At 31.0% G+C, this 25,268-nt stretch carries 24 protein-coding genes and 1 pseudogene; 17 read left to right on the top strand and 8 right to left on the bottom strand.

Annotated elements, in window-relative coordinates; translation table 11 throughout:
• Positions 1–273: 273 nt before the first annotated feature.
• Positions 274–429 carry a hypothetical protein gene (locus DYE58_RS11030; protein WP_172463313.1) on the bottom strand — a complete coding sequence of 52 codons (156 nt, stop codon included), beginning with the start codon at positions 427–429 and terminating at the stop codon, positions 274–276.
• Positions 430–734: 305 nt separating this feature from the next.
• On the opposite strand from DYE58_RS11030, the gene DYE58_RS03140 reads away from it, so the two are divergent.
• The 3 genes from DYE58_RS03140 (at position 735) to hisS (ending at position 4,566) form a co-directional block, all read left to right on the top strand.
• Positions 735–2,147: an alanine/glycine:cation symporter family protein gene (locus DYE58_RS03140; protein ID WP_004819345.1), complete on the top strand. Its 1,413-nt coding sequence runs from the start codon at positions 735–737 to the stop codon at positions 2,145–2,147.
• A gap of 103 nt (positions 2,148–2,250) precedes the next feature.
• Positions 2,251–3,249, top strand: coding sequence for a formimidoylglutamase (gene hutG / locus DYE58_RS03135; protein ID WP_004819344.1), 999 nt, complete (start codon positions 2,251–2,253; stop codon positions 3,247–3,249).
• Between the two features lie 9 nt (positions 3,250–3,258).
• Complete coding sequence (gene hisS, locus DYE58_RS03130) at positions 3,259–4,566, top strand: histidine--tRNA ligase (protein WP_004819342.1); 1,308 nt, start codon at positions 3,259–3,261, stop codon at positions 4,564–4,566.
• A gap of 41 nt (positions 4,567–4,607) precedes the next feature.
• Here hisS and DYE58_RS03125 read toward each other — a convergent pair whose 3' ends face one another.
• The gene (locus DYE58_RS03125; protein ID WP_115312005.1) at positions 4,608–5,087 is read right to left on the bottom strand and encodes an ECF transporter S component; all 480 of its coding nucleotides are present in this window, start codon (positions 5,085–5,087) and stop codon (positions 4,608–4,610) included.
• A gap of 59 nt (positions 5,088–5,146) precedes the next feature.
• A complete protein-coding gene (locus DYE58_RS03120; RefSeq protein ID WP_004819338.1) occupies positions 5,147–5,587 on the bottom strand; it encodes a MaoC/PaaZ C-terminal domain-containing protein in 441 nt (146 codons plus the stop codon).
• 122 nt (positions 5,588–5,709) lie between these two features.
• Between DYE58_RS03120 and rocF the strand changes: the two genes are divergently transcribed.
• From rocF to DYE58_RS03090, 6 genes are all read left to right on the top strand, one after another.
• Entirely contained in the window at positions 5,710–6,603 is an 894-nt protein-coding gene (rocF, locus tag DYE58_RS03115; RefSeq protein WP_040552110.1) for an arginase, read from the top strand.
• Positions 6,604–6,623: 20 nt separating this feature from the next.
• The gene (gene thiD, locus DYE58_RS03110; RefSeq protein ID WP_115312004.1) at positions 6,624–7,409 is read left to right on the top strand and encodes a bifunctional hydroxymethylpyrimidine kinase/phosphomethylpyrimidine kinase; all 786 of its coding nucleotides are present in this window, start codon (positions 6,624–6,626) and stop codon (positions 7,407–7,409) included.
• 167 nt (positions 7,410–7,576) lie between these two features.
• Positions 7,577–8,242, top strand: a complete 666-nt coding sequence (locus DYE58_RS03105) for a Crp/Fnr family transcriptional regulator (protein ID WP_004819332.1) — start codon at positions 7,577–7,579, stop codon at positions 8,240–8,242.
• 488 nt (positions 8,243–8,730) lie between these two features.
• Positions 8,731–10,095: an MATE family efflux transporter gene (locus tag DYE58_RS03100; protein WP_040552109.1), complete on the top strand. Its 1,365-nt coding sequence runs from the start codon at positions 8,731–8,733 to the stop codon at positions 10,093–10,095.
• Positions 10,096–10,364: 269 nt separating this feature from the next.
• The gene (locus DYE58_RS03095) at positions 10,365–10,883 is read left to right on the top strand and encodes a helix-turn-helix domain-containing protein (protein WP_115312003.1); all 519 of its coding nucleotides are present in this window, start codon (positions 10,365–10,367) and stop codon (positions 10,881–10,883) included.
• 5 nt (positions 10,884–10,888) lie between these two features.
• Entirely contained in the window at positions 10,889–11,383 is a 495-nt protein-coding gene (locus DYE58_RS03090) for an IS630 family transposase (RefSeq protein ID WP_115312002.1), read from the top strand.
• A 45-nt stretch (positions 11,384–11,428) separates the two neighbouring features.
• On the opposite strand, the gene DYE58_RS03085 is transcribed toward DYE58_RS03090, so the two are convergent.
• The gene (locus DYE58_RS03085; RefSeq protein WP_115312001.1) at positions 11,429–12,184 is read right to left on the bottom strand and encodes a Fic family protein; all 756 of its coding nucleotides are present in this window, start codon (positions 12,182–12,184) and stop codon (positions 11,429–11,431) included.
• A gap of 33 nt (positions 12,185–12,217) precedes the next feature.
• Positions 12,218–12,496, bottom strand: a complete 279-nt coding sequence (locus DYE58_RS03080; protein WP_004823547.1) for a plasmid mobilization relaxosome protein MobC — start codon at positions 12,494–12,496, stop codon at positions 12,218–12,220.
• Positions 12,497–12,940: 444 nt separating this feature from the next.
• Between DYE58_RS03080 and DYE58_RS03075 the strand changes: the two genes are divergently transcribed.
• Together DYE58_RS03075 and DYE58_RS03070 are read left to right on the top strand one after the other, a co-directional pair.
• Positions 12,941–14,392 (top strand): hypothetical protein, encoded by a 1,452-nt coding sequence (locus tag DYE58_RS03075; RefSeq protein WP_115311999.1) that lies wholly within the window; start codon positions 12,941–12,943, stop codon positions 14,390–14,392.
• A gap of 36 nt (positions 14,393–14,428) precedes the next feature.
• Complete coding sequence (locus DYE58_RS03070; protein WP_004819327.1) at positions 14,429–15,265, top strand: hypothetical protein; 837 nt, start codon at positions 14,429–14,431, stop codon at positions 15,263–15,265.
• Positions 15,266–15,348: 83 nt separating this feature from the next.
• Here the strand turns inward: DYE58_RS03070 and DYE58_RS11630 are convergent, their stop codons facing one another.
• The 3 genes and pseudogenes from DYE58_RS11630 to DYE58_RS03060 form a co-directional block, all read right to left on the bottom strand.
• The gene (locus tag DYE58_RS11630; protein WP_342769543.1) at positions 15,349–15,510 is read right to left on the bottom strand and encodes a helix-turn-helix domain-containing protein; all 162 of its coding nucleotides are present in this window, start codon (positions 15,508–15,510) and stop codon (positions 15,349–15,351) included.
• 45 nt (positions 15,511–15,555) lie between these two features.
• A pseudogene (locus DYE58_RS11625) lies at positions 15,556–15,737 on the bottom strand (recombinase family protein); the annotation flags it as partial.
• 149 nt (positions 15,738–15,886) lie between these two features.
• Positions 15,887–18,382 (bottom strand): FAD-dependent oxidoreductase, encoded by a 2,496-nt coding sequence (locus tag DYE58_RS03060; RefSeq protein WP_004819321.1) that lies wholly within the window; start codon positions 18,380–18,382, stop codon positions 15,887–15,889.
• Between the two features lie 134 nt (positions 18,383–18,516).
• Between DYE58_RS03060 and DYE58_RS03055 the strand changes: the two genes are divergently transcribed.
• The 6 genes from DYE58_RS03055 (at position 18,517) to DYE58_RS03030 (ending at position 25,266) form a co-directional block, all read left to right on the top strand.
• Positions 18,517–19,581, top strand: a complete 1,065-nt coding sequence (locus DYE58_RS03055; protein ID WP_004819320.1) for a site-2 protease family protein — start codon at positions 18,517–18,519, stop codon at positions 19,579–19,581.
• The gene (locus DYE58_RS03050; RefSeq protein ID WP_004819318.1) at positions 19,578–21,128 is read left to right on the top strand and encodes an ABC-F family ATP-binding cassette domain-containing protein; all 1,551 of its coding nucleotides are present in this window, start codon (positions 19,578–19,580) and stop codon (positions 21,126–21,128) included. Before DYE58_RS03055 ends, DYE58_RS03050 begins: the two co-directional genes overlap by 4 nt.
• 1 nt (position 21,129) lies before the next feature.
• On the top strand, positions 21,130–22,821 hold the full coding sequence (locus tag DYE58_RS03045; protein ID WP_115311998.1) for an LTA synthase family protein: 1,692 nt from the start codon (positions 21,130–21,132) through the stop codon (positions 22,819–22,821).
• A gap of 113 nt (positions 22,822–22,934) precedes the next feature.
• A complete protein-coding gene (bcp, locus tag DYE58_RS03040) occupies positions 22,935–23,387 on the top strand; it encodes a thioredoxin-dependent thiol peroxidase (protein ID WP_004819316.1) in 453 nt (150 codons plus the stop codon).
• The gene (yaaA, locus tag DYE58_RS03035; protein WP_004819314.1) at positions 23,387–24,136 is read left to right on the top strand and encodes a peroxide stress protein YaaA; all 750 of its coding nucleotides are present in this window, start codon (positions 23,387–23,389) and stop codon (positions 24,134–24,136) included. The genes bcp and yaaA overlap by 1 nt, the downstream gene beginning before the upstream one ends.
• A gap of 284 nt (positions 24,137–24,420) precedes the next feature.
• Complete coding sequence (locus DYE58_RS03030; RefSeq protein WP_004819313.1) at positions 24,421–25,266, top strand: stalk domain-containing protein; 846 nt, start codon at positions 24,421–24,423, stop codon at positions 25,264–25,266.
• The last annotated feature ends 2 nt before the right edge of the window (positions 25,267–25,268 follow it).

Below are 25,268 nucleotides of genomic sequence, written 5' to 3'. Positions count from 1 at the left end.
TTTAATATGGAAAGATAAAGTATAAATTTAATATAAACATAATATTTAAAATAGCTTTGAAGCTATAATTTAAATGATAAAATAAGATGAGTTGCTAGAGAAATACGAACAAACAATGAGATGAAGCAATTTAAAATACTAACATTTGGAATGAAGAATTTTAAAAGATTTAGAATCAAAATATTATTTATGACAGATTCAAAAATTGTAAATTGATATACACTCTCTTGAATGGTTGAGTTTGAATTAGATATCTGAAGTTGAGTTTCTTGATCAGTGCCTCCTATATACTAATTCACCTGAGGCAACCATATCCTTAAAGGTTTCGTTTTCTATTACCGAATTCATTTCTTGTGCAAAAGCTGTTCTTGAAAACATAGAGATAAAGAACATTACCAAAAAAGTAATAATAAATTTTTTATTTTTCATATTATTTCTCCTTATATTTGTTTTTTTATATAGGCATACAAGATTAGGCTATATAAGACGGCAATTGTAAATTTTACAATATCTTTTTCTATTATACCGGCGCAATAAATTAAGAAATTTAATAGCATAAGATAAAAAATCAATTTTGATAAGTTTTGAAATGAGGTTGTAAAAACTAATACATGAATGTAAAATTTTTGAAATACCAAGATAAATATAATATAAAAATTATACTAAAAATAGTTTTAAAGTTATAATTAAAATGGTAAAATAGTAAAAATATAATTTTAGTTTGGGAGAAGAAGATGGAGCTAATTTTAAAAATAAATGATATTTTAAATGGAATAGTTTGGGGTTGGCCTATGTTAATCCTATTACTTGGAACGGGAATTTTATATACTACAGTGCTAGGGGCACCGCAGCTTACAAAATTTTTCTACACAATAAGAAATACTATACTGAAAGTTTTTGAGCAGGCGAGTGAAGAACACGAGGGAGATATAACTCCTTTTCAAGCAGTGTCTACAGCACTCGCAGCCACAGTTGGCACAGGGAATATAGCCGGAGTTGCTACAGCAATAGCATCCGGTGGGCCTGGGGCTATATTTTGGATGTGGGTTTCAGCACTATTTGGTATGGCGACAAAGATGTCAGAGGTAATATTGTCCATAACGTATAGAGAAACGGACGATTATGGTTATTCAATAGGTGGGCCAATGTACTATATCAAAAATGGATTGGGACTTGGTTGGCTGGCAAGTACATTTGCATTTTTTGGAATGATTGCTTCGCTCGGAATAGGCAATATGACTCAATCAAATTCCGTTGCTGTCGCACTCAACACCACATATGGATTGAATAAATTATATGTTGGTATAGGAGTTTCAGTCTTAGCCGGCATTGTAATAATTGGCGGGATAGCACGTATAGCAAAGTTCACAGCAAAATTAGTTCCTCTTATGGCAACACTATATATAGTAGGTGCATTATTTATAATATTTTTAAACATAAAGAACGTGCCAAGTGCTTTTGCTGAGATTTTTAGAACTGCTTTTTCACCGAGAGCTGCTTTGGGTGGCGGAATGGGAATAGCTATTAAAAAGACTATAAAATTTGGTATAGCAAGAGGCGTATTTACAAATGAAGCTGGCTTGGGGTCTGCACCGATAGCACATGCTGCAGCTCAAACTGACCATCCGGTAAGACAAGGACTGTGGGGTATATTTGAAGTGTTTGCAGATACTATAATGATATGTACCTTAACTGCGCTGGTAATCATTGTTACAGGTCAAGCTTACAGTGGTCTGACAGGAGCGGAATTGACTACAAAGGCATTTCAAACTGGATTTGTAGGGGGAGACCACGTAGTTACAATTGGGCTCGCTCTATTTGCCTTCTCAACTATTTTGGGTTGGGAATACTATGGAGAAAAGTGTTTCCAATATTTATTCGGCAGAAATTCGGTTTGGATTTATAGATTAATTTATATACCGATAGCAACAGTTGGAGCTATTGGAGGCTTACAGGAAATTTGGCACATTTCAGATACATTAAATGGACTTATGGCAATACCAAACTTGGTTGGAGTTTTACTCCTTATGCCGGTTGTAATAGCGTTAATCAGAGACTTCTTCAGAGATCCGGACAGAAAGAGAACTAAAAGAGAAGAATACCTAAGTGCTATTCCGGAAAAATATAAAAAGCATTTAGATATTTAGCAGATTAGAAATGATTTTTAAATGATTAGATCAGTAAATCATGGCAAAAAGCTGACAATATTTTAATTTAATGATAAAATCAAAATATTGAGGGAGTGGTTATATGATAGAAAATTATAGTAAAGAACTTCCATACAACTGGACGGGAAGAGTAGATTCAGTGAATGATTTCGACTCATTTAGATGGCATCAATGGGTTGAGATAATAGATTTAAATGATGAAAGTTTAGAACCTTTTGAAGGTAAATTTGGAATTGGTATATTAGGTTTCGAATGTGATTGGGGAATAGAGTATAACAAGGGAAGAGTTGGAGCAGCCAACGGACCTAAGAGCATTAGAAAAGAACTTTCTAAATTGCCATGTGATTTTCCAAAAGAAGTGAAAATTTTCGATTGTGGAAATGTATATGTTCAAGGTATTAGTTTAGATGAAGGACAAAGATGTTTGGCTAAAGCGGTGGACAGAATGTTGGATTTAAATTTAAAACCTATTATTTTGGGTGGAGGGCATGAAACAGCATTTGGACATTACCAAGGACTTTTTAATAAGTATGGAAAATCAAACAAGTTAGGAGTAATAAACTTTGACGCACATTTTGATTGTAGACCTTATGAAGAAAACGGCCCATCATCAGGAACTATGTTTAGACAAATTCATGATATGAACAAAGAAAATGGTTTAGATTTTAATTATTTGCCAATAGGAATACAAAAGCATTCCAACACAGTGAGTTTGTTTAATTTTGCAAAAGATGCAGGTGTAGAATATATTTTAGCTAAGGATATAGTGAATGGACAAATTTATAAATTGTTTGACAGTATAGATAAGTTCACAAGAAAATTGGATTCTGTATATGTGACAATTTGTTCTGATGTATTTTCAAGTTCTTATGCACCGGGGGTAAGTGCTCCACAACCTTTGGGGTTGGATCCGGAAGTGGTAATTATAATACTTAAACATATTTTACAAACAGGTAAAGTGGTGAGCTTTGATATAGCGGAAGTATCGCCAAGATACGATAAAGACAATGCTACAGCCAGCCTTGCAGCAGTGTTGATATACAGTGCAGTGAGTGAGATGGTTGAAATAAACTTTAATTAGGGGGAAGAAATGACAGATATAGTAAAGCCTTCAACACTTCCAGGATTTATGGAATTGTTGCCGAGAGAACAAATACTTTTTAATGAGATGTTGGACACGATAAAGAGAAACTACGAGAAGTATGGATTTTTGCCATTGGATACTCCGGTAATTGAAAAGAGTGAAGTACTTCTTGCGAAGGGTGGTGGAGAGACAGAAAAACAAATCTATAGATTCCAAAAGGGAGACACGGATATGTCTCTTAGATTTGATTTGACAGTGCCATTGGCAAGATATACAGTAGAACATTTCAATGATTTGTCTTTTCCATTTAAGAGATATCAAATAGGAAAGGTATATCGTGGAGAAAAGGCGCAAAAAGGAAGATTTAGAGAGTTTTACCAATGTGATATCGATACGATAGGAAATGAAAAGCTCAGCATTTTAAATGATGCTGAATTCCCTGTTGTAATATACCACACATTTAAAGAATTGGGATTTGATGAGTTTGTAGTAAAGCTAAACAACAGAAAAATATTAAATGGATTTTATAAAGAACTGGCAATAGAAGATACAGTTTCTGTGCTTAGAACTGTAGACAAGTTGGATAAAATAGGTATTGATAAAGTTAAAGCTGAGCTTTTAGCGGTAGGAGTTTCTGAAGAAAATGCCGATAAAATTTTGAACTTCATCACAATAGAAGGTACTAATAAAGAAATTATAAAACAGCTTGAAAATTTAGGTATTGAAAATGAAAGTTTTAAAGAGGGAGTTTCAGAATTAACTACTGTAATAGATTGTATTGGTGGATATGGAGTTCCAGAGACAAATTATAGAGTTGATCTAAAAGTTGCAAGAGGACTGGATTATTATACAGGAACGGTTTATGAAACAGAACTTGTAAACTATCCTGAAATAGGTTCGGTTTGTTCGGGGGGAAGATATGAAAACCTTGCAAGCTATTACACAGATAAGAAACTTCCGGGAGTTGGTATTTCAATAGGACTATCTAGGCTTTTCTATCAACTTAACCAAGCAAATATAATTGAAGCTAAGAGAGAAAGCTTAACAGATGTAATGGTAATTCCTATGGATGAATATGAAATGGACAGCATAAAACTTGCTGCAAAATTACAAGAAGCAGGCATAGCTACAACTGTCTATACAGAAAAAGCCAAGCTTGGAAAGAAATTTAAGTATGCTGATGCTTTAAATATCCCATACACAATTGTAGTTGGAGAAAACGAAGTACAAACTGGGAAATATGCTATCAAGGATATGGCAAAGCAAGAACAAGAAAGTTTAACAATAGAACAAATAATAGAAAAATTAAAGTAATAAAATCCGACGGGCAATCGTCGGTTTTTTGTAAATAAATCTTAAATATATAATTTTTTTAAGAAAGGATATACAATTCCTGCACCAATTGCGCCGAAAAGACCTTGTAACAAGTTTGGAATTAGTGCAGCAAGTGCTGTTTCGTAAGTGTATCTCAATATTCCAAATTCATATAAAAAGTATCCGGCCGGCATAAATATACAAGCTATACCGAAAGCCACAAAAGGATTGAGCTTAAACTTTTTAAGAAGTTTAAATGCGATGAAAGCTTCAATTGCCTTTATAACTAAAGTTGCAGGAGCATAAAGACTATATCCAAGCAAGATATCAGCGAGTGCACAGCCGGCTCCGGCAGCAAATGTATTATATGCAAATGGTAAAAGAGCTGCAGCCAAAAATACGGCTATTTCAGATGCGTTAACATACCCTTTAGTGGCCGGGATTGGAATATTTATAACCATAGTAGTTACGGTTACGATAGCCATAAAAAGGGCAGTGCGAGTTAATAACTTAATATTCATAAAAACCTCCAAGTAATTATATTATAATTATATGGAGGTTAACGATTTTTTACAATACTTTATATAGATGGATTCTTGGCAATTAAAACAATGGCAGTAAGGGTTAGTACAATTTCATCATTTTGATTCATAGAGACCATATCAAATTTTACAACACCATGAGGATTTTTTACTGAAGGAGTGATTTCAGATACAGTCAATATGGAATGCAGTTCATCATCAGCAAAAACAGGAGCCAACCATCGTATGTTGTCCATTCCTATACCGGCTATAACTCCTTTTTCATCGATTTTAGTTTTAACCCACTCTCCCCAACATACATTTAAGGTCATCAGTCCGGATGCGAAAAGCTTTTTAAACCTTGTCTTTTCAGCGACAGATTTATCTAAATGAAAAGGGCGAGGGTCATATTTTTTAGCATGTTCTAAAATATGTTCCTCTGTAATTTTAACAGAATCTATATTAAATGTTTGTCCAACAAAATAATCTTCTAAATACATAATTCACCTCTTTTAAAAGATACCCTTAGAAAAATTAAAATAACTGAGTATAGAGAGTGAGTTTAGGTATATTTCTATAGGAATTGTTGTATAATTATAAAATAATGAAAAAGGGAGAAATTATGAATAAAAATATTTCTGTAATAGGTGCACCGCTTGATATGGGTGGAGTCCGTCAGGGTTCTAGGTTTGCACCTGACACACTTAGATTACTCGGCTTAATAGATAAAATAAAAAGACTCGGATTAGATATAGATAGAGATTTTAACTTAGATGTTAAAAATGGATATAAATTGGAAAAATCAGAAGACAATTTAAATCATTTAGATATGATTTTAGAACAACTAGATATTCTTTTTGAAAGTGTAAAAAATCAAATGGAAGAAGGCAGATTGCCTTTAGTAATAGGGGGCGACCATACAACAGTTCTTGGAACTATGAAAGGTGTGTTGAATAATTATCCAAATGCTGGGCTAATATATTTTGATGCGCATGCGGATATAAACACAACAGAAACCTCCCCATCGGGGAATATACATGGAATGCCTATAGCAGCTTTAATCGGAATGGGAGATGAGAGATTAAAGGCTGTTGGGGGAAACTTAACTTTAAATCCTGAAAATATAGTTTATGTGGGCCTTAGAGATTTGGATAATGGCGAAAAGGAAATTTTAAAAGAGAACAATATTAAATGCTACACTATAGCCGATATTGATCAACTTGGAATGGGAAGAGTTATGGATGAAGCTTTAGAGTATTTAAAAAATACAGACGGAGTACATGTTTCATTTGATGTAGATTGTTTAGATCCAATATTTGCGCCGGGAACAGGGATTCATTTATTTGGTGGACTTAATTTTAGAGAAGCAAGACTTGGTTTAGAAAAATGTCACGCTTCAGGAAAAGTTTTGAGTTTGGAATTTGTAGAGCTAAATCCATTACTTGATTATGATAATAAGACGGCGGAATTATTAATTGAACTTATTTGTGCAGGATTAGGAGAAGTTAGATTATAGATTAATTTTGAGGAGTCGTTATGAGAAAGAAAGTACTTACTATAGCCGGAAGTGATTCGAGCGGAGGAGCAGGAATACAAGCTGATTTAAAGACTATGATTTCAAATGGAGTATATGGGATGAGTTGTATTACAGTGATAACAGCTCAGAATACTACAGGAGTTACAAAAGTATTAGAAGTTAGTCCGGAAATTTTGGATGAGCAGTTGAAATGTGTATTCGAAGATATATTTCCAGATGCTGTAAAAATAGGAATGGTTTCAAATTCTGAATTAATTGAAGTGATAGTGAAAAATTTAAAAAAATATTCTGCAAAGAATATTGTAGTGGATCCGGTTATGGTGGCGACAAGTGGTTCAAATTTAATTAAATCAGGGGCAGTGAGTACACTAGAAAATAAATTATTTCCAATAGCTGATTTGATAACTCCGAATTTAAAAGAGGCAGAAGTTTTATCTGAAAAGAAAATAAAAAGTAAAGAGGACATGCTTACTTCAGCGAAGTTTATATATGAAAAGTCACACGTGGCAGTGTTGGTAAAAGGTGGACACTTGGATAGCAGTTGTGATGATTTGTTATATGATGGAACTGAAAATTGGTTTAGAGGAGAAAGAATAGATAATAAAAATACACATGGAACCGGATGTACACTTTCATCAGCCATAGCTTCGAATTTAGCTAAAGGAAATTCACTTAAAGACTCAATATATATGGCGAAACTATATTTAAATAATCTATTGATGAGAAAGATGGATTTGGGTAAAGGAAGTGGCCCGTTAGATCACGGATATTTTATTTCTGAATAGAGCGAAGTAAAGGTACTGGAATTTAGTACCTTTAAAATTTATTTTTAATTATTATAGATACTTTCTAATATAATTATTTTCATGTTAATATAGTAAATATAAAAAGAAAAAGCATTTAATAAGTGTATGTTTAGAATTTAACTCATATATTTGAATGAAGGTTTGATATGGATACTAAAAAAATATTTAAACAGAAATTTCCCTTTTGGGAAATGTTAACAGAATATGAACAAAATTGTATAGTTGAAAGTACCCTTTGTAATAACTATGAAAAAGGTGATTTAGTGCATGGGGGAAGAACTGTCTGCACGGGCATACTCTATGTAATAAAGGGAAAGCTAAGAGGTTATGTGTTATCTGAAGATGGAAGAGATATGACGTTGAATAAACTTATGGAAGATAGTATGTGCATAATGTCGGGAGCTTGTATTATAGATGATTTAAACCGAAATTTTTATATAGAAGCAACTGAAAATGCACAAATTTTAGTAATTGATGTGAAATACATAAAAAAACTTTCTGAAAAATATAATGAAGTTAAAATATTCTTTTTGGAAATAGCAAAAGATAAATATCAAAATGCATTTAATTTAATGCAAAGTATGATGTTTATACCCTTAGAAAAACGCCTTTTGAATAAGCTCTTAGAAGAAAGAGAAAGACAACATTCCGATGTTCTTAGTTTAACTCATGGAGATATTGCAAAAGATATAGGCTCGGCAAGGGAAGTTGTTTCAAGAAGTTTAAATACACTGCAAGATAAAAACATAATAAGCCTTTCAAGAGGTAAGATAGGAATTAAAAATATAAAAGAGTTAAAAAAATTGATATAATAAAGAAAATAAAAATTAACGATAAATTAACGATGTTAAACTAAATTAATAATAATCGATTTGAGAAAGAGATTATGAAGAATAAAATTTTTTAGTAATATTATTTTATAATAAAGTTAGTGTAGTTTTAATTATTATGAGTAGAATGGTCATTGTAAATCAGCGAGACTACAAAAAATAGTATAGTCTTTAAAAGACGGAATGAACAGTTTTAAAAGCTTCTAGAAGTAGAAAAAGACGAGAAAACTAAAGATTCTCGTCTTTTTTGATACAATACATTTATTAAAAAGCAAATTCATATATAGGCAGTGAATAATTTTACATTAATTAATGAAAAGATAGAATTAAGAATAAACTTTAATACCATAAATATACAATAACTATATTTGTGGTTTATGAAGTGTTTTAGAATAGCTATAATCTCTTTGAGAGATATTTAAATTGAGTAATAGTATTAACTTCAAAAATAAACGGGAGTAATGTATGTTATGGAGACAAAAAAATTTTTGCAAAAATTTAATTTAACAGAAGGAACAGTATGGAAGATTATGCTGCAATTTGCAATGCCGATTTTTCTGGGGACTTTGTTTCAATCGCTCTATACGACTGTAGATGCGATTATTATCGGAAGATTTGCAGGTAAAGAAGCATTAGCATCAATAGAATCTGTATTCACATTAACAAAAATGCCGATCAATTTTTTTGCTGGACTTGCATCAGGGGCAACAATTATTATTTCTCAATATTATGGGGCAAAAAAGAATAAAGAGGTGTCCGATGCAAGTCATAATGCTATGTTGTTTGCTTTTGTCGGGGGGATAGCATTGACTGTAATTGGCTGTATTTTGTCACCATTTGCTATAAAAGCCATTCGTGTTCCAAATGAAATTGTAACTGATGCACAGAGATATATCTTTATTTATTTTTCGGGGATAGTTGTATCTATGCTCTATAATGTGGGAGCCGGTATATTGAGAGCGCTTGGAAATTCTAAAACACCTTTTTATTTTTTAATCGCAGCTAATTTTCTTAATGTAATTTTAGATTTGATTTTTGTAGCATTTTTTAGATTAGGTGTTGTGGGAGCAGCAATTGCTACTGTTTTTTCTCAATGTCTAAGCACTGTTTTGATTGTAGTGGCATTAACAAAAACTAAATTGCCTTGCCAAATAAGCTTTAAGAATCTAAGATTTCATAAAATTCATGTAATAGAAATCTTTAAGTTGGGATTACCAATAGGAATACAATCCGTTTTGTATCCACTCTCCAACACTATAGTTCAAGCTAGCATAAATAGTATAGGAGTTGATAGCATTGCCGCTTGGGCTGTTTGTGGGAAATTAGATTTTCTTATATGGGCTATATCTGATGCTTTTTCTGTTGCAGTGGCAACTTTTGTTGCTCAAAATTATGGTGCACAGAAGTACGAAAGAGCAAGAAATGGTGTGAGAGTGGGATTAATTATGGCATTGACCTCAATATCAGTAGTGAGTTGCGTTTTATATTTCTGTGGTGAAATTTTTGCGCAACTTCTTATTGATGATGAAAATGTAATTTTTATTACTTCGCAAATTATGCACTTCATTGCTCCGTTATATCTTATTTATGTGTTTTGTGATATCTTGCCTGGAGCGATACGAGGAACGGGAGATACATTTAGGCCTATGGTAATAACTCTTTTGGGAACTTGCATTTCAAGAATTTTGTGGGTTTTATTCATAGTTCCGCTTAACCATACTCTTATAACAGTATTATCATGTTATCCCATATCATGGGGGATAACAGCGTTCATATATATAGTATACTACATAAAGCGTTTCTCAAGATTGGGTAACAAACTTAAAAGTATTTAAGTGAAGTAAAGCACTTAAATTATATATAGTGGTATTACAAAAATTTATATATACAACAAATTTGCTTTTTAGACTAAGATGTTTTTAACTGTATAAGTTTTCATATTTATAAAACTTGGAATTAAAGAATTAGCTTTCTCATCTTCAAACACCAATGTTCAAATAATGTTTTGTCTTTAGTGTAAATTGTTTCTAGCGATTTACATTTTATACTAATATCCGTTAAACAATAGATACAATTGTGTGATTTAATGTAGTATAATAATATTATGAAAGATATACAAAAACAAATTCAAGAATTAGAAGTAGAACTCAAAAAAACTAATAACAAAAGAGAATATATAAGGATTAAAGCCATAATACTAAAACTTAAAGGCAACAGTGCCAAATCCATATCTGAAAAATTAGATGTTGGAAAATCTACAGTATTCGCATGGTTAAAAGCACACAGAGAAGATTCTGTAAACGCATTAAAAAATAAAAAAAGACAAGGCAATCATAGAAATCTCTGCTTTGAAGAAGAAAAAGAATTCCTAAAGCAATTTGAAGAAAAAGCAGAAAGTGGACAAATAGTAACAGCCAAAGAAATAGAAAAAGCATATGTAAAGCTTGTAGGACATTCCATAGGAACGGGTCAAATATATAGAGTACTAAAAAGACACGGATTTAGAAAAATAATGCCAAGAAGTAAACATCCTAAGAAAGCAAGTAAAGAGGTCATAGAGACCTCAAAAAAATTAACAGCAGAGCAAAAGAACTTAGAAACGTTAACCCGGATAAAAAAGTAAGAATAATGTTCCAAGATGAAGCAGGATTCGGTCGCATAAATAAGCCGAAATACTGTTGGTGTAACCATAAAATAAGACCATCAGTACCTTGTCATCATTTAAGAGAATACAGATATACTTATGGAGCAGCAGAACCAACAACAGGAGAAAACTTCTTTTTAATATTGCCGTATTGTAATACAGACTGTATTAACATATTTTTAAAAGAACTCTCCAAAACCTATAAGAATGATATGATACTACTAGTATGTGATGGAGCAACATGGCATAAATCCAAAGGATTAAGAATACCGGAAAACATAGAAATAATGCATATACCACCATATACACCAGAAATGAACCCCATAGAACAGATTTGGAAACAAATTAGGACTATGGGATTTAAAAATGAATTTTTCCACACATTATCAGACGTAGTGGATAGGTTGTGTGAAACGATAAATAAATTAACAAAAGAGATGGTTAAAAGTATCACCAATAGGGATTGGTTATATATCTAGATTTAATAGGATAATAGTATAAAATAATAGGGTTCAACTTGAACCCTATCTTTCTAAATTATTTGCTTTATACTTAATCATATTTATTTCTTTTTTATAATCTAGAAGTCTCTCTTCTTCAAGTTTGTAAATTAAATCTAAAAATAATTTTATATCCTTATTTTTACCATAATTATCTAAAGCTTCATAATATTCTACTCTATTTTCTGATTTTATATTAATAGATAAGTAGCCTAATTTCATTAATTCATAATTTAATAATAATCTTGCTGTTCTTCCGTTTCCATCAGCAAAAGGATGCATTCTAACAAATTCAGCATGAATCCAGGCAGCTTTTTCTATGCCTTCAGGGTATCTCTTCATATCTTCCATAAAAAATTTCATTTCATTTCTTATCTTTTCCCATGTAGGCGGAATAAAAGATGCTCCTAGTATTCTTACATTTTCTGTTCTATAAATTCCTCCATGAAAAATATTTTCAACAACTATTTCATGAATATCCTTTATAGTATCTTCTGATAATTCTTTATTTTCAAAAACTTGATTTTTAACATATTCATAAGCCTTATTATTATTAGTTACTTCATATATTTCTCTTAATAACTTGCCTCCTATAGATACTCCATCTACAAGTACTGTTTTTACTTCATTTAAAGTTAAAGTATTTCCTTCTATCTTAGTTGATTCATGATGAAATCTTAATTCAAAGTCTTTTTCTAAGCTATAAATTGTGTTTTCAGAAAGATAATATTTATTTTTATTTACATAATTCTTTAAAACTTTTAAATTGTATTCGTTCATATTTATTTCCTTTCATCAAGAACATTTTAAATACTATAACAAATCCATGACTTTTAACTTTATATTTTCAATTTCTTTTTTCATATAATCTATATCAGATTGAAAAACAGGTTGTCCGGAATTAACCATTCTTGAAATCTGATTAATATTTTTTCCAATAGCATTTATTTCTTGAGTTAAATTTCTGATATTATCTAAATTTTCTTTTTTAACTTCAAAATTTTCAATTTTTCCTTTAATTAATAAATCTCTTATTACCTGACTGTATGTTTTGCTAGACGTTTTTTCTTTAAGATTTTGTAATTTTAACAATTCTTTATCATTAAAAAAAATACTTATCTTTTTGTTTCTTGTTCTATTATCGTTAGTTTCGTATGCCGTTTAATCACCTACATAATTTACATTTGTGTTAATTATATTAAATTAATGTAAGTTATTCAAACATAAAGAAAGAGTGACTTACTTTTTAAATCACTCAAACAGGGAAAATTCGTAGTATAGGTCATAACTAAAATGTACAAATAAGGGCAATAAGATGCTTTTTGAAATAATAAATAACGTAGATAGAAATGCATTCACATTAACAAAATAAATTGATAATATAAGAATGTAAGAGTACAACGTTTTCGTTATTGAGGAGATGTATTATGGAATACAATTTAAAAACATAATAAAATAATACTTTAATTATACTAGAATAACTAGGTATAAATCAAGAATATTAAAAATTTATTTATTGAAATCAAGGAGGAAAAAATGAAAAAAAGATATAGCTGTATGTTAGTTTTGTTTATATTAATGTTCGTATTAAATAGTTCTGTATTAGCTAGAGAAAAAGAAAATGTAAAAATAAAAGAAACTTTGAATGATTTTAAATTTATAGATTTAGAAGAAGCCAATATATTAGATGTTAATGTAGATAGAAAAATTAATGAAGATAAATTAGATAGTTTAAATTATAAGAGTTTTATAAAGAGTGAAGAGATAGAAATCGATTCTAAGGATAAAAAAAGTATTTTTATATTTGACTCTGAAGGGTATATTATTTCAGTAGATCAGTTTAGCTTAGCAGCAGATATAGAAAGTATAGATATATCAATAAACAGTAAAATAGATTCTCTAACAGAACAAGAATATATTGATTATATAATTAATAAATATGTTCCAAAAGAATATAGCTTGATAGAAATAGAGAATACTTTTAAAGATATTCATTTAATTTCTTGTAGAAAGCCTAATAAACATGGGATAATAAATGATTATGATAAATATAAAATTACTGTTAATGTTTCAAAAAAAGTGGTTTTAGGATTTAATAAGATAAGTGAGTATATTGTTAATAATGAGTCAATAATTTCAAGGGAAAAAGCTGAGAATATAGCCATAGAAAAATTGATAGACGAAGGTTATAAGATTGAAAGTGTAGTTAATCCAGAAATAGAACTAACAGTAAAAAGAGAAAATGATTATTTTGAGAATGTTGATTATTTAGAAATGAGCGAAGAAGAAATGTTAAAATATACAGATATTGAATTAAATCGTCCTTTAACGTTGGTGTATTCTATTAAATTTCAATCCGGTATAAAAATATATGTAGATGCCTTAAAAGGTGTTATAGTTGGGGGAACAGAGGTTGCTAGTAAAGATGCGATGGCTACTTTTGGCTCGAATAAAGAAAAGAACGATTATAGATTTGCAATGACAGCAGGGAATACAAACAGGCTATTTAGAATATTAGGATATAATAGTATAATTTCTGATTCTATAGCAGATAATGGTAGATCTGCTCAAGCTTTTGTGCAAGGAGATGGCAATAATTATGCATTTAGTTTTTCAGGACATGCTAGCCCAACATATTTTGGGAATGGGCATGAAGATAGTAGATATTATGTAAGATATTTATCTCCTGATCAAGTAAGATGTTGTTGGGATTTAGTAATTTTAAATGGTTGTAATACTGCAGATCATGGAAATTATTGGAGTAATGCTTTCGGGATAAGAAATAACTCTTACAGAAAAGCATTTATAGGTTGGTATGCACATGAAGATATAGATGTACTTCGTGATTTTTCTAGAAGATTAACTAATTGTGTTGAGAATCATCCAAGAGATTCTATACTTGAGAATATCAATAGAGCTATAAGCCAGCAAGGAACTTATTATCATGTAAGATTTATAGGTGATTCTAACTATGACGAAAGAGCATAGTATGACGACATATTTTTGCAAGAGAGATATATAATTATGAGAGAAAAAATTTTCCCTATATTCATTATAGTAATAACTACTTTGTGCAGTTTGATATGGTTTGTAACAAGAGAACCTATAGCAGATAAAGATATACTATATAAAAAAATATCTGAAACAATTTCAGACTTTAATATTATGATAAAAGATACATCTAGTATAGATATTTCAACTGAAATAAATAGAGCAAGCAGAAAAAGTAAGTTTATTAAAATTCCAATAACTAGAGAAAAGGGATGTATGGTATTTACCAAGAATGGTGAAGTTAATGAAATCGACCAGATAGGTTTAATAGAAGATTATGACAATGTGAGAAAATCTATACCTAAAAATGAAAAGATAGATAATTTTTCTAGAACCGAGTATATAAACTATATTATAGAAAAATATATTCCCAATGAATACAGAATTATAGAAAATCAACCTTTTTTAAATTTAGGACACAGAATAGCATGTTTAAAAAATAATGAATATGGAATAAAAAATTATTATGATAGCTACGTATTTGTAGTTCCATATTCAGGTAATACAGTTTATACATTTTATAGAGTAGATGAATTTGAAATGACAGAAGGACCTAAAATTACTGAAGAAGAAGCAATAAAAATAGCAAAAGATGTATATAATAATGATGATTATACTGAAAAACCTTTTGAATTAGCAGAAGTTGAATTAGTTGTAAAAGGAGAAAATAATAATTTTGGTAGGTCATTTTGGAGAAGTGCATCTAATAAAAAGTTACATTTGGTTTATTCGGTAATATCAAAATCAAGAGATAAAATATATGTTGATGCGATAACGGGAAAAGTTATTGGTGGAGATTCAGAAGCATAGTTTAATTGTATTAAAAATTAAAAAAGTTAATCTAGTATTTATTAAGAATAATTAAATTTAATCAACTATAATAAATGGGCTAATCATTTTCGATTAGCTCGTTTTAATGTACTTACAGAAATTCCTGTCATCTCACTAACTTGTTTATATGAATAGGATTTTTTCAATTCTAAAGCATGATTTATTTGTTTTTGTGAAAATTTTTTAGGACGCCCTTCTCTATAATCTGATTTTAATTTAGCAATAGCCCTTCCCTCTTGAGTACGCTCTACAATAAGATCTCTTTCAAATTCAGCAAAAGCAAAAAATATTTGCCTAATTAATTTACTAGCAGGAGTATTATCCATAATGCCAATATTTAATATATGGACTCTAACATTTTTTTCTAAAAGAGAATTAATTTAGAACCTTCAATAGCACTTCTAGCGACTCTATCAAGTTTGGTAAACATTAAAGTGTCACCATCTTCCAATAAAGAAAGTAATTTATTTAGTTCAGGTCTATCAATTTTTGTTGGCTCTATAATAGCTGTTAGAGATTTACTCCCCAACAGATATTATAGAGCCTTTTTTTATTTCCTCGTATTTTTTATTCTCGGGACTTTTGCAACAGCCCCTTGTGTTATATAAATAAATTTACATTTGATTCTTCTGCATCACCAAGATAAGTTCCAACTCCTACATATTCAATTCCGTCGATTAGTTCTTCTTTAGTAATTCCCATAACGTCCATACTCATTGTGCAAGCCATTATTTTAACACCGTTTTGCATAGCACATTTAATCAAGTCTTCTAATGAATTTACATTTTTATCTCTCATTATCTTTTTCATCATTGCAGTTCCTAAACCGCCCATGTTCATCTTAGAAAGGCCAAGCTTAGTGCTACCCTTAGGTAACATAAATCCAAACATCTTTTCCATAAAGTTCTTTTTAATGGATGGCGGATTTTGTTTTCTAAGAGCAGACAGTCCCCAGAAAGTGAAGAACATAGTTACAGGTCTACCCATTGCTGCGGCGCCATTTGCAATTATAAAACTTGCCAAGACTTTATCAAAATCTCCGGAGAATACTATCATAGTTTTCCCATCAGGTGTGTTAGTAGGTGCGAGCTTTGGCATAGGTTTTAATTCATCACTGCCTTTTTTTAAAACTGCAACATATTTATTTCCATCTTTTCCTGCTGAAATAAGTGTGTTTCCGGTTCGGTTACTCCAAGCTTTAATATCTTTTACAAAACCGGGATCTGAAGCTTGGATTTCTAAAATATCCCCCTCATTTACTGTGTTCATCTTTTCAAAAACTTGCATCAAAGGACCGGGACATTGCATCCCCATACAATTTAGTTTGATTGTCCTGTTGTCTTCGTTATTACTATGGTTTTTGACATTAAAAGTTTTTTCTTGAAAATTTATATTTCCATTATCGGATAACGGCTCTAATTTTGGAGAAGGGTTTAATTTATCGTAATGAGTAGATTGATAGAATCTTGTTCCACCGGGATATAATTTAACTTTTTTAAAACCGTTTTGAATTAAAATTCTTGCAGCATTGTAAGAACGAACTCCAATTGCACAGAAAGTTATAATTTCTTTTTCTTTATCGAGTTCAGAAAGTCTATTTATCAACTGTCCTAAAGGAATATTGACAGAGTTTTCAATTTCAAATGCCATAAGTTCAGCCGGTTCTCTCACATCTAATAGAACTGCATCAGGATTTGTCTTTTCTATGTCCCAAGCTGAAAATTCAACTAAGTTAGTTAAGGTATTTTCAGCTGTGAAGCCTGCCATATTCACAGGGTCTTTAGCAGAAGAGAAAGGCGGAGCGTATGATAACTCTAGAGCTTTTAAATCAAAGATACTTCCGTTAAGTTTCATTGTAGTGGCGATTGTATCAATTCTCTTATCAACACTTTCCATGCCAACTATTTGAGCACCGTAGATTTTCATTCCGTCTGTGCTAAATAATAATTTAATAGTTAATGGGTTTGCTCCGGGATAGTAACCTGCATGGGAGTTTTGAGTTACGTATATTTTTTTGAAGTCTTTACCTTCAACAAGACCATTTTTTAGTAGAGCTTTTTCATTTGAGCCTGTTGATGCAACAGATAAATCGAATACTTGTGCGATTGAAGTGCCCATAGTTCCAGCATAGACTTCATTTCTACCACAGATATTGTTTGCAACAATTCTCGCTTGTTTGTTGGCAGGTCCGGCAAGAGGAATCATGGTTTTTTTATTTAGTATAAAATCATTAACTTCAATGACATCTCCAACGGCATATATGTCAGGGTCATTAGTTAGAAGATGTTCATCAACAATGATTCCACCACGTTCGTTAGTATTTATGCCGGCATCTTTAGCAATTTGACTATTAGGACGTACACCTATAGATAAAATAACTAAGTCAGAAGTTATTTTTTCTCCGGATTCTAAAACTACAGAGATTTTATCTGAAGTTTCTTCAAATTTAGAAACCGTGCTGTTAAGATGCAGTTTAACGCCATTTTGCGCTATATTTTCGTGTAAAAGTTGAGCCATTTCAAAATCTACAGGCGCCATCACTTGATTTGTACCTTCAACAAGATGGACATTTAGTCCTGCATGTTTCAAGTTTTCCATCATTTCAAGGCCAATAAACCCACCACCAATGACGACAACGTCCTTTACATTTTTTTCAGTTAAGAATTTTTTTATTGTAAGTGTATCCGGGACAGTCCATAGAGTTTTAATTCTATCGCTATCAATTCCGGGAATAGATGGTCTTAGAGGCGAAGAACCTGTTGAAATTATAAGTTTGTCATAGTTTTCAGCGTATTCAATACCGCTGTCAACTTTTTTAATTATTACTGTTTTAGAATCTCTATCTATTTTAACAACTTCATTTTCAACTCTTACATCAACATTGAATTTAGATTTCATTGCCTCAGGAGTTTCTAAGAAGAGAGCATCTTGAGATTCAATCACACCACCTACATAGTATGGGAGACCGCAGTTGGCGTATGAAATATAAGGACCTCTTTCTAAAACAATTATTTCAGCATCTTTATCCAGTCGTCTGAGTCTTGCAGCGGCTCCTGCACCACCGGCAACTCCTCCGATAATTACAATTTTTTTCATAGTTTTCCACCTTTCAGTAATATATATTTAGTATATATCTTTATAAGATGAGAAGTCGGTGACTAAGTCACAGAAGAAAAATAAGAATGTATGAAGTAGTATGTAATGTTATAATTATCAAATAGGGAGGGCGCATGGGAATACTATCTTTGATTATAGGATTTTTATTTGGAGGATTTGTAACTTATAGTTATGGAAATTACATATTAAATGGAGAAAGAATTAATCCTTTGGTATTTTTATATACTCTTGCACCGGCTATAGTATTTAGTATATTTATACATGAGTTGGGGCATTATTTAGCAGCAAAGATAAGTGGATATAGATTTGTAATGTATAGAATATCTTCGTATGCATTGGTAAGAGAAAATGGACATTTAAAATTTAAGAAATTTAAAATTCCGGGAACTCTTGGGCAAAATCTAATGGTTCCAAAACAGAAATTAGGGGAAGATTATCCATATATTTTATATAATATGGGTGGAGTTCTGTTAAATTTAATTACGGCAATAATATTTTTTGTAGTTATGATTAATGCTAGAGGAGATTTAAAAGCTTTTGCATTTCACATGCATATAGTAAATATATTTGGTGTGATAACCAATGGAATTCCATTAAAGGGAATGATTAACAATGACGGGAAGAATGCGCTTGAAAGCTACAAAAATAAATCATATAGGTTGTTAATTCAAGCGTCTTTGATTGCGAGTGAAAGATATTTAACAGAGTCAGAGAATTTGTGGTCGGAAGATGAAATGAAAGTTTTAACAGCGCCCGAAAATATGAAATATTTAGAATTTAACAGTTTTATGGTAGATTATTATTTGGATATTGGAGATTTTAAAAGAGCTGAAGAAACAGCAGAATTGGCTTTGACAAAGCCGGTGTTGTCTTCAGATTTACAAAGACAAGTTTTAATTGGAGAGGTACTCTTCTATAAACTAGTGAATAGAGATGAAGAAGGTATAGAGAAGTACGATACTGAAGAATTTGAAAAATTTAGAAATAAAATATTAAAGGCTCTTATAAATAGATTTCATATAGAATATGCTTTTACACTGTATGAAAGAGATTATGCCGGAGCTAGAAAGATAAAGAAAGATTTTGAAGAGTATATTACAACTTATCCATTTGTAGGACAGAGTAAGTCCGTTGCAAAATTAATGGATTATGCAGATGAAAAATTAGGTGAAAAATGAGTATTTTAACAGTAAAAAATTTAAGTCATCAGTATGGCGGCAGGGAAATTTTAAATGATGTAAATTTTAGATTATTACAAGGAGAACACGTTGGTCTTGTGGGTCCAAATGGAGAAGGTAAGAGCTCCTTTATGAACATCATAACAGGTAAGTTAGTTCCTGAAGAAGGAGAGATAACTTGGGCAAAGAGAGTGAGAGTTGGATATTTAGACCAACACGCCACTTTTGTCGGAGATTATACAGTTAGAGATGTATTAAAGAGCGCATTTGCGCATTTATATGATTGGGAACAAGAAATAAACGCTGCATATATGAAAATGGGAGATGTTGGGGAAGCTGAGTTAAATGAGTTGATGGAAGAAGTTGGAACGCTTCAAACTCTACTAGAGCAACACGATTTTTATATGATTGATTCAAAAGTTGAAGAAATTTCAAATGCATTTGAGTTACACTCAATAGGACTTGATAAAAACTTTAAAGATTTATCCGGGGGGCAGAGGTCAAAGATATTGTTGGCAAAGTTACTGTTGGAAAAACCGGATATATTGATGCTTGACGAGCCGACAAATTATTTAGACGAAAACCACATAGATTGGTTGAGAAATTATTTGGTAAATTATGAAAATGCATTTATTCTAATTTCTCATGATATAGACTTTTTAAACTCTGTAATAAATATAATCTACCATGTTGAAAATAAAGAATTGAACAGATATGTAGGGGATTATTCAGAATTTGAAAGACTTAGAGAGTTAAAGAAAAAGCAAATAGAAGCTGCATACAAGAAACAACAACAAGAAATACAAGAGTTGGAAGATTTCGTTGCGAGAAACAAGGCGAGAATTGCCACAAGAAATATGGCGATGTCTAGACAAAAGAAATTAGACAAGATGGAAATTATAGAACTTGCCAAGGAAAAACCAAAGCCGGAATTTAGATTCTTATCTACTTCTCAAATGTCAAAATTAATTTTTGAAACAAAAGATTTGGTAATAGGCTATGACAAACCACTTACTAAGCCTTTGAATTTGAGAATGGAGAGAGGCGATAGGATTGCTCTTGTAGGTCCAAATGGAACAGGAAAGAGTACCCTTATAAAAACTGTCTTGGGAGAAGTTAAACCAATTTCAGGGAGCATACACCAAGGGCAAAGCATTCAAGTTGGATATTTTAAACAAGAAGAATTTTATGAAGATAAAAAGACGGCAATTGATGAAGTATGGGAAGAGTATCCAAGCTGGAACCAAGCAGAAGTCAGAGCTGCTCTTGCAAAATGTGGTTTGATGACAGAACAGATAGAATCTTTAGTTAGAGTTTTAAGCGGAGGAGAGCAAGCTAAGGTAAGGTTATGTAAAATTTTAAATAGACCGGCAAATGTATTGATGCTTGACGAGCCTACTAACCACTTGGATCCTGAAGCAAAAGAAGAATTAAAACGAGCTATTAAAGATTTTGATGGGGCGGTTTTCTTAATAAGCCACGAAAGAGATTTCTATGAGTCGATAGCAACAGAAATATGGAATATGGAAGATTTTAAGGAAGTGTAAAATGACTTTTTTAATTTTGGGTTCGATTTTTTCTACGATATTTTCTCTAATCATCTCAAAGAATAACAAGAAAATTAGAATTGTAGATTTTTTCAAAGAACCTAAAATAGTTTTGTTAAATTTTTTGCCTATAATTTTATGCTCAATAATACTTAGCAAAATAAAATTTGTAAACGGAGCAGCGGTTGTAATGGTAGCGGTTAACACTTTGGCATTAATCCACTACTACAAAGTTCAGTTTAGAGAAGAACCATTGTATTTTAAAGACATATTAATTTTTAAAGAAGCTATAAATATGTCAGGGCAATATCCACTAAAATTAAACGGAAGTGCTTTACTCTATATATTGTCAATTATGGTGGCGATATTAATGCAATGGTACAAAACGGAATTTGAGATATCTACAGCTATGCTTTTAATTTCAATTGTATGCTTAGTGGCAGTTTGGTATGCGATAAAAAATGAGAGAGTTTATAGAAGCTTGACTATAAGAGATATGAGCCCATATATTGAACTTGAAAGTTACCAAAGCAAAGGATTTTTATATCCATTTCTACACTCTATATCCGATATATTTGAGTATAAATTTAAAAACTATTCTGAAAAGATGGCAGTAGAGGAGCTTTCAGAATTTGAGGAAGGCAAAAATTGTGATATAAATTTTTTAGTTATAATGCTTGAATCATTTAAAGATTTTTCAACCGTTCAAGGAAATTTTGAATTTGAAATCGATCCGTATGAAGATTTTAAAAAATTAAAAGTTGAATCGTTGAGTAGCGGGCTGATAGTGGATGCGTTCGGAGGAGGAACTTTTACCACTGAAATGCAAGTTCTAAGCGGTTTTTACCATCTTCCTAAATTCAAAAGAAATACCCAAACTTATGTGAATTATTTTAAAGATCTGGGCTATATGACCACAGCACATCATCCATATTATGGTGGGTTCTACAACAGAAAACAGATATACAAAAATATAGGCTTTGAAAGTTTTAAGTATTACGAAAATTATTTTAAAAATTTTTCTGAAAAGCCGCTGAGGGATAGAGAATTTTTTGAAAAACTTATGGAAGATTTTGAAGAGAGTTCTAAAAAATCAAAAGTATTTAGTTTTGCAGTTACATTTCAAAACCACGGGCCGTACACTAAAGATATAGAAGGCGAAGATATTATAAAGTGGAAAGAAAATTATAATGAAGGACTGTTTAACTACTTTAATAATTATCTCAGAGGAATTAAGGATACTTCTGACAATCTTAAAATATTGACGGATAAACTAAATAAAATTGATAAGCCAACAGTTATGGTTTTATTTGGCGACCATTCTCCAACGATGGGAGAAAATAAAAGTTTGATTGAAATGCTTAATATCGAACAAAATTTGAAGACTGTTGAAGGTGTACGCAACTTGTATGAAACTCCGTATTTGTTTTGGGCGAATGAAAGTTTGAGACAAAGGATAGAACTTTGTGGAGATGGAAGAACCATAGAGCCGGCTTTTTTAATATCTGAATTGTTAGATAAACTTAAAATTAAAGGAAATATATACAGTCAGTTTTTATCAAGCTATTCTAAAGAACATTCAGTTAGAAAAGATTTTATAAACTTAGACGGACAGGGGAATTTTGAAAATTTAGGTAGAGAAGAAAAAAATAAATTTGATAATGTTGAATACTATCAGCAATTAAAGAATTGAGATTTTGTAGGAGTTGTTTTCTTTGAGAATAGCTCCTTTTTTATGTAATGTATTTTATGCAAAATGGGTAAAATACAATATAAATTAAAATATAGAATTTGGAGGATTGAAATATGTTAGAAGTTGGAGTAAAAGCACCTGAGTTTGAACTTGAAGACCAAAATGGAAAGCTACACAAATTAGAAGATTACAGAGGAAAGAAAGTAGTATTATATTTTTATCCTAAAGATAATACACCGGGTTGTTCGATGCAAGCAGTTGGATTTTCAGAATTAAAAGATGACTTTGACAAGAAAGATGCAGTGGTTCTTGGAGTGAGCAAAGACAGTGTTAAATCACACAAAAATTTTGAAGAGAAAAAAGATTTAAAAATTACAATTCTTTCAGACCCGGAGCTTAAGGCAATAGAGGCATACGATGTTTGGAAAGAAAAGAAAACTTTTGGCAAGGCATATATGGGAGTTGTCAGAACAACCTATGTAATAGATGAAGAAGGCAAAATTATATATGCAAATGACAAAGTGAAAGCTAAAGAAGACCCACAAAAAATGCTTGGGGAAGTATAATGCACATTATTATTTCACCAACTAAGAAGATGAGATACGTTGAAAATAATTTAGAAATAACAGAACCTGAATTATTAGAAGACACATTAGAAATTTTAAGTTGGTTAAAAGATAGAACATATTCTGAGTTAAAAACTATATGGCAATGCAACGACAAGCTTGCAGAACAAAATTACGAGAGAATAAAGAGTATGGAGTTAGACAAAAGAGTTACTCCAGCAATTTTAGCTTATGACGGGATAGTTTTTAAAACTATTGAACCTGAAAAATTTAGTCCAAAAGAAATAGAATATCTATCAGATAAATTGAGAATACTTTCAGGATTTTATGGAGTTTTAAAACCAACTGATGGAGTTGTTCCATATAGACTTGAAATGCAAGCAAAGGCAAATATTTTAGGTCATGATGATTTGTATGACTTTTGGGGAGAAAAATTATATAGCCAACTAAAAACGCCGATTGTAAATTTGGCGTCAAAAGAATATTACAAGGCCATAGAAAAATATTTGGGAGAAGATGATGTATTTATAACTTGTAATTTCTTTGAAGTTATAGAGAAAAAGCCGGTGCAAAAAGCCACTTATTCCAAAATTGCAAGAGGAGAAATGGTAAGATACATGGCTGAAAACAATGTTCAAGAAATTGAAAAGATAAAGAGATTTGATAAGTTGGGTTATAAATACAGTGAAGATAATTCAAGCGAGAGAGAATATAATTTTTATAGAGAAACAAAAAGTAAATATAAATAAACTTAAAGTTAAATAAATTGTTATTGAGAATGAGTATTGAATAAATAGCTATTTGTAAAAAATTTAAAAATAATAAAAAAGTATTTTTTGAAAAAATGAAAATTTTAAACTAGAAGAGTTAATTCGCATTAACTCTTTTTTTTATTATAAAATTAATTCTTTATAAAAAGTTAATGATATAATCCTTTCCAAATGATATATATTATCAAAAAAATGAGATCTAAAGTTTATTTAAAGAAAATAAATTTTGATCTGTAAATAAAAAGAAAAGGAGAGAAAGAAAAATGAAGAAATTATTTTTAACAATTATGGTTTTGGTTTTAATGCTGACATCAAGCGTATTGGCTGCTGGGGAAAATTATGATTTGCCGGTTGAGATTATACACTATTCAAGAGAAGCCGGTAAAAAGTCTATGGCAAACGAGGCCATTATACATACAGCAAAAGTTAAAGAAGAAAATGGGAAGTCCATTTATACAGTATCTTTCAAACCGCTACAATTTAGCGGATTAGAGGGGAAAGTAACTAACTTGTTTGTAATATCAGGAAGTTCTAAAACTGAAGCTAAAAAAATAGAGAAAAGCGATAAGACAGATTTTGAATTTTCAAGAGATATGTTAAAAGAAAAAGAAATTGAAATAGCAGTTTGGGTAGATGCCATGGATGAACTTGCAGGGGGAACTCCGGGTGCCGGAGAGCAAAAGGCAATATTGAGTTTAGATTGGTCTAATGTTGATGTAAAATCACAAAATAATAAAGAAAATAAAGTGAAAGTTGAAGAGAAAAATAGCGATTTAATAAAGATAAATGTAAATGGCAAAGAAGTTCAAATGGATACTAAACCATATATAGAAAATGGCAGAACTATGGTTCCTGTTAGATTTATTTCAGAGGCACTTGGTTTAAAAGTGGATTGGAATGGAGAGGTTCAAAAAGTTTTTATAGATGAAAAAATCAATTTGACAATTGGAAAAGCTGAAATAGAAAAAGATGGAGTAAAAACTAAAATCGACGCTCCGGCAGTTATAAAAGAAAGCAGAACTTTTGTGCCATTAAGAGCAATTGCTGAAATTTCTGGCGCTAAAGTGGATTGGAACGCAGAAACTCGTACAGTGATAATAAAAAAATAGTA

This window comes from Peptoniphilus indolicus (assembly GCF_900454665.1).
In the GTDB taxonomy this organism is placed as follows: domain Bacteria; phylum Bacillota; class Clostridia; order Tissierellales; family Peptoniphilaceae; genus Peptoniphilus; species Peptoniphilus indolicus.
The sequence above is the reverse complement of the archived record's forward strand: the minus strand, read 5'-3'. Positions and strand labels throughout refer to the sequence as shown.

Bases quoted from the DNA above. Each gene is read 5' to 3' on its own strand.
- DYE58_RS03050 (WP_004819318.1), top strand. From the start codon at position 19,578: ATGAGTATTTTAACAGTAAAAAATTTAAGTCATCAGTATGGCGGCAGG.
- DYE58_RS03140 (WP_004819345.1), top strand. From the start codon at position 735: ATGGAGCTAATTTTAAAAATAAATGATATTTTAAATGGAATAGTTTGG.
- DYE58_RS03085 (WP_115312001.1), bottom strand. From the start codon at position 12,184: ATGAACGAATACAATTTAAAAGTTTTAAAGAATTATGTAAATAAAAAT.
- DYE58_RS03060 (WP_004819321.1), bottom strand. From the start codon at position 18,382: ATGAAAAAAATTGTAATTATCGGAGGAGTTGCCGGTGGTGCAGGAGCC.
- DYE58_RS03125 (WP_115312005.1), bottom strand. From the start codon at position 5,087: ATGAATATTAAGTTATTAACTCGCACTGCCCTTTTTATGGCTATCGTA.
- DYE58_RS03055 (WP_004819320.1), top strand. From the start codon at position 18,517: ATGGGAATACTATCTTTGATTATAGGATTTTTATTTGGAGGATTTGTA.
- hisS (WP_004819342.1), top strand. From the start codon at position 3,259: ATGACAGATATAGTAAAGCCTTCAACACTTCCAGGATTTATGGAATTG.
- bcp (WP_004819316.1), top strand. From the start codon at position 22,935: ATGTTAGAAGTTGGAGTAAAAGCACCTGAGTTTGAACTTGAAGACCAA.
- hutG (WP_004819344.1), top strand. From the start codon at position 2,251: ATGATAGAAAATTATAGTAAAGAACTTCCATACAACTGGACGGGAAGA.
- DYE58_RS03045 (WP_115311998.1), top strand. From the start codon at position 21,130: ATGACTTTTTTAATTTTGGGTTCGATTTTTTCTACGATATTTTCTCTA.
- rocF (WP_040552110.1), top strand. From the start codon at position 5,710: ATGAATAAAAATATTTCTGTAATAGGTGCACCGCTTGATATGGGTGGA.
- DYE58_RS03075 (WP_115311999.1), top strand. From the start codon at position 12,941: ATGAAAAAAAGATATAGCTGTATGTTAGTTTTGTTTATATTAATGTTC.
- DYE58_RS11030 (WP_172463313.1), bottom strand. From the start codon at position 429: ATGAAAAATAAAAAATTTATTATTACTTTTTTGGTAATGTTCTTTATC.
- DYE58_RS03090 (WP_115312002.1), top strand. From the start codon at position 10,889: ATGTTCCAAGATGAAGCAGGATTCGGTCGCATAAATAAGCCGAAATAC.
- DYE58_RS03105 (WP_004819332.1), top strand. From the start codon at position 7,577: ATGGATACTAAAAAAATATTTAAACAGAAATTTCCCTTTTGGGAAATG.
- thiD (WP_115312004.1), top strand. From the start codon at position 6,624: ATGAGAAAGAAAGTACTTACTATAGCCGGAAGTGATTCGAGCGGAGGA.
- DYE58_RS03100 (WP_040552109.1), top strand. From the start codon at position 8,731: ATGGAGACAAAAAAATTTTTGCAAAAATTTAATTTAACAGAAGGAACA.
- DYE58_RS03070 (WP_004819327.1), top strand. From the start codon at position 14,429: ATGAGAGAAAAAATTTTCCCTATATTCATTATAGTAATAACTACTTTG.
- yaaA (WP_004819314.1), top strand. From the start codon at position 23,387: ATGCACATTATTATTTCACCAACTAAGAAGATGAGATACGTTGAAAAT.
- DYE58_RS03120 (WP_004819338.1), bottom strand. From the start codon at position 5,587: ATGTATTTAGAAGATTATTTTGTTGGACAAACATTTAATATAGATTCT.
- DYE58_RS03030 (WP_004819313.1), top strand. From the start codon at position 24,421: ATGAAGAAATTATTTTTAACAATTATGGTTTTGGTTTTAATGCTGACA.
- DYE58_RS03095 (WP_115312003.1), top strand. From the start codon at position 10,365: ATGAAAGATATACAAAAACAAATTCAAGAATTAGAAGTAGAACTCAAA.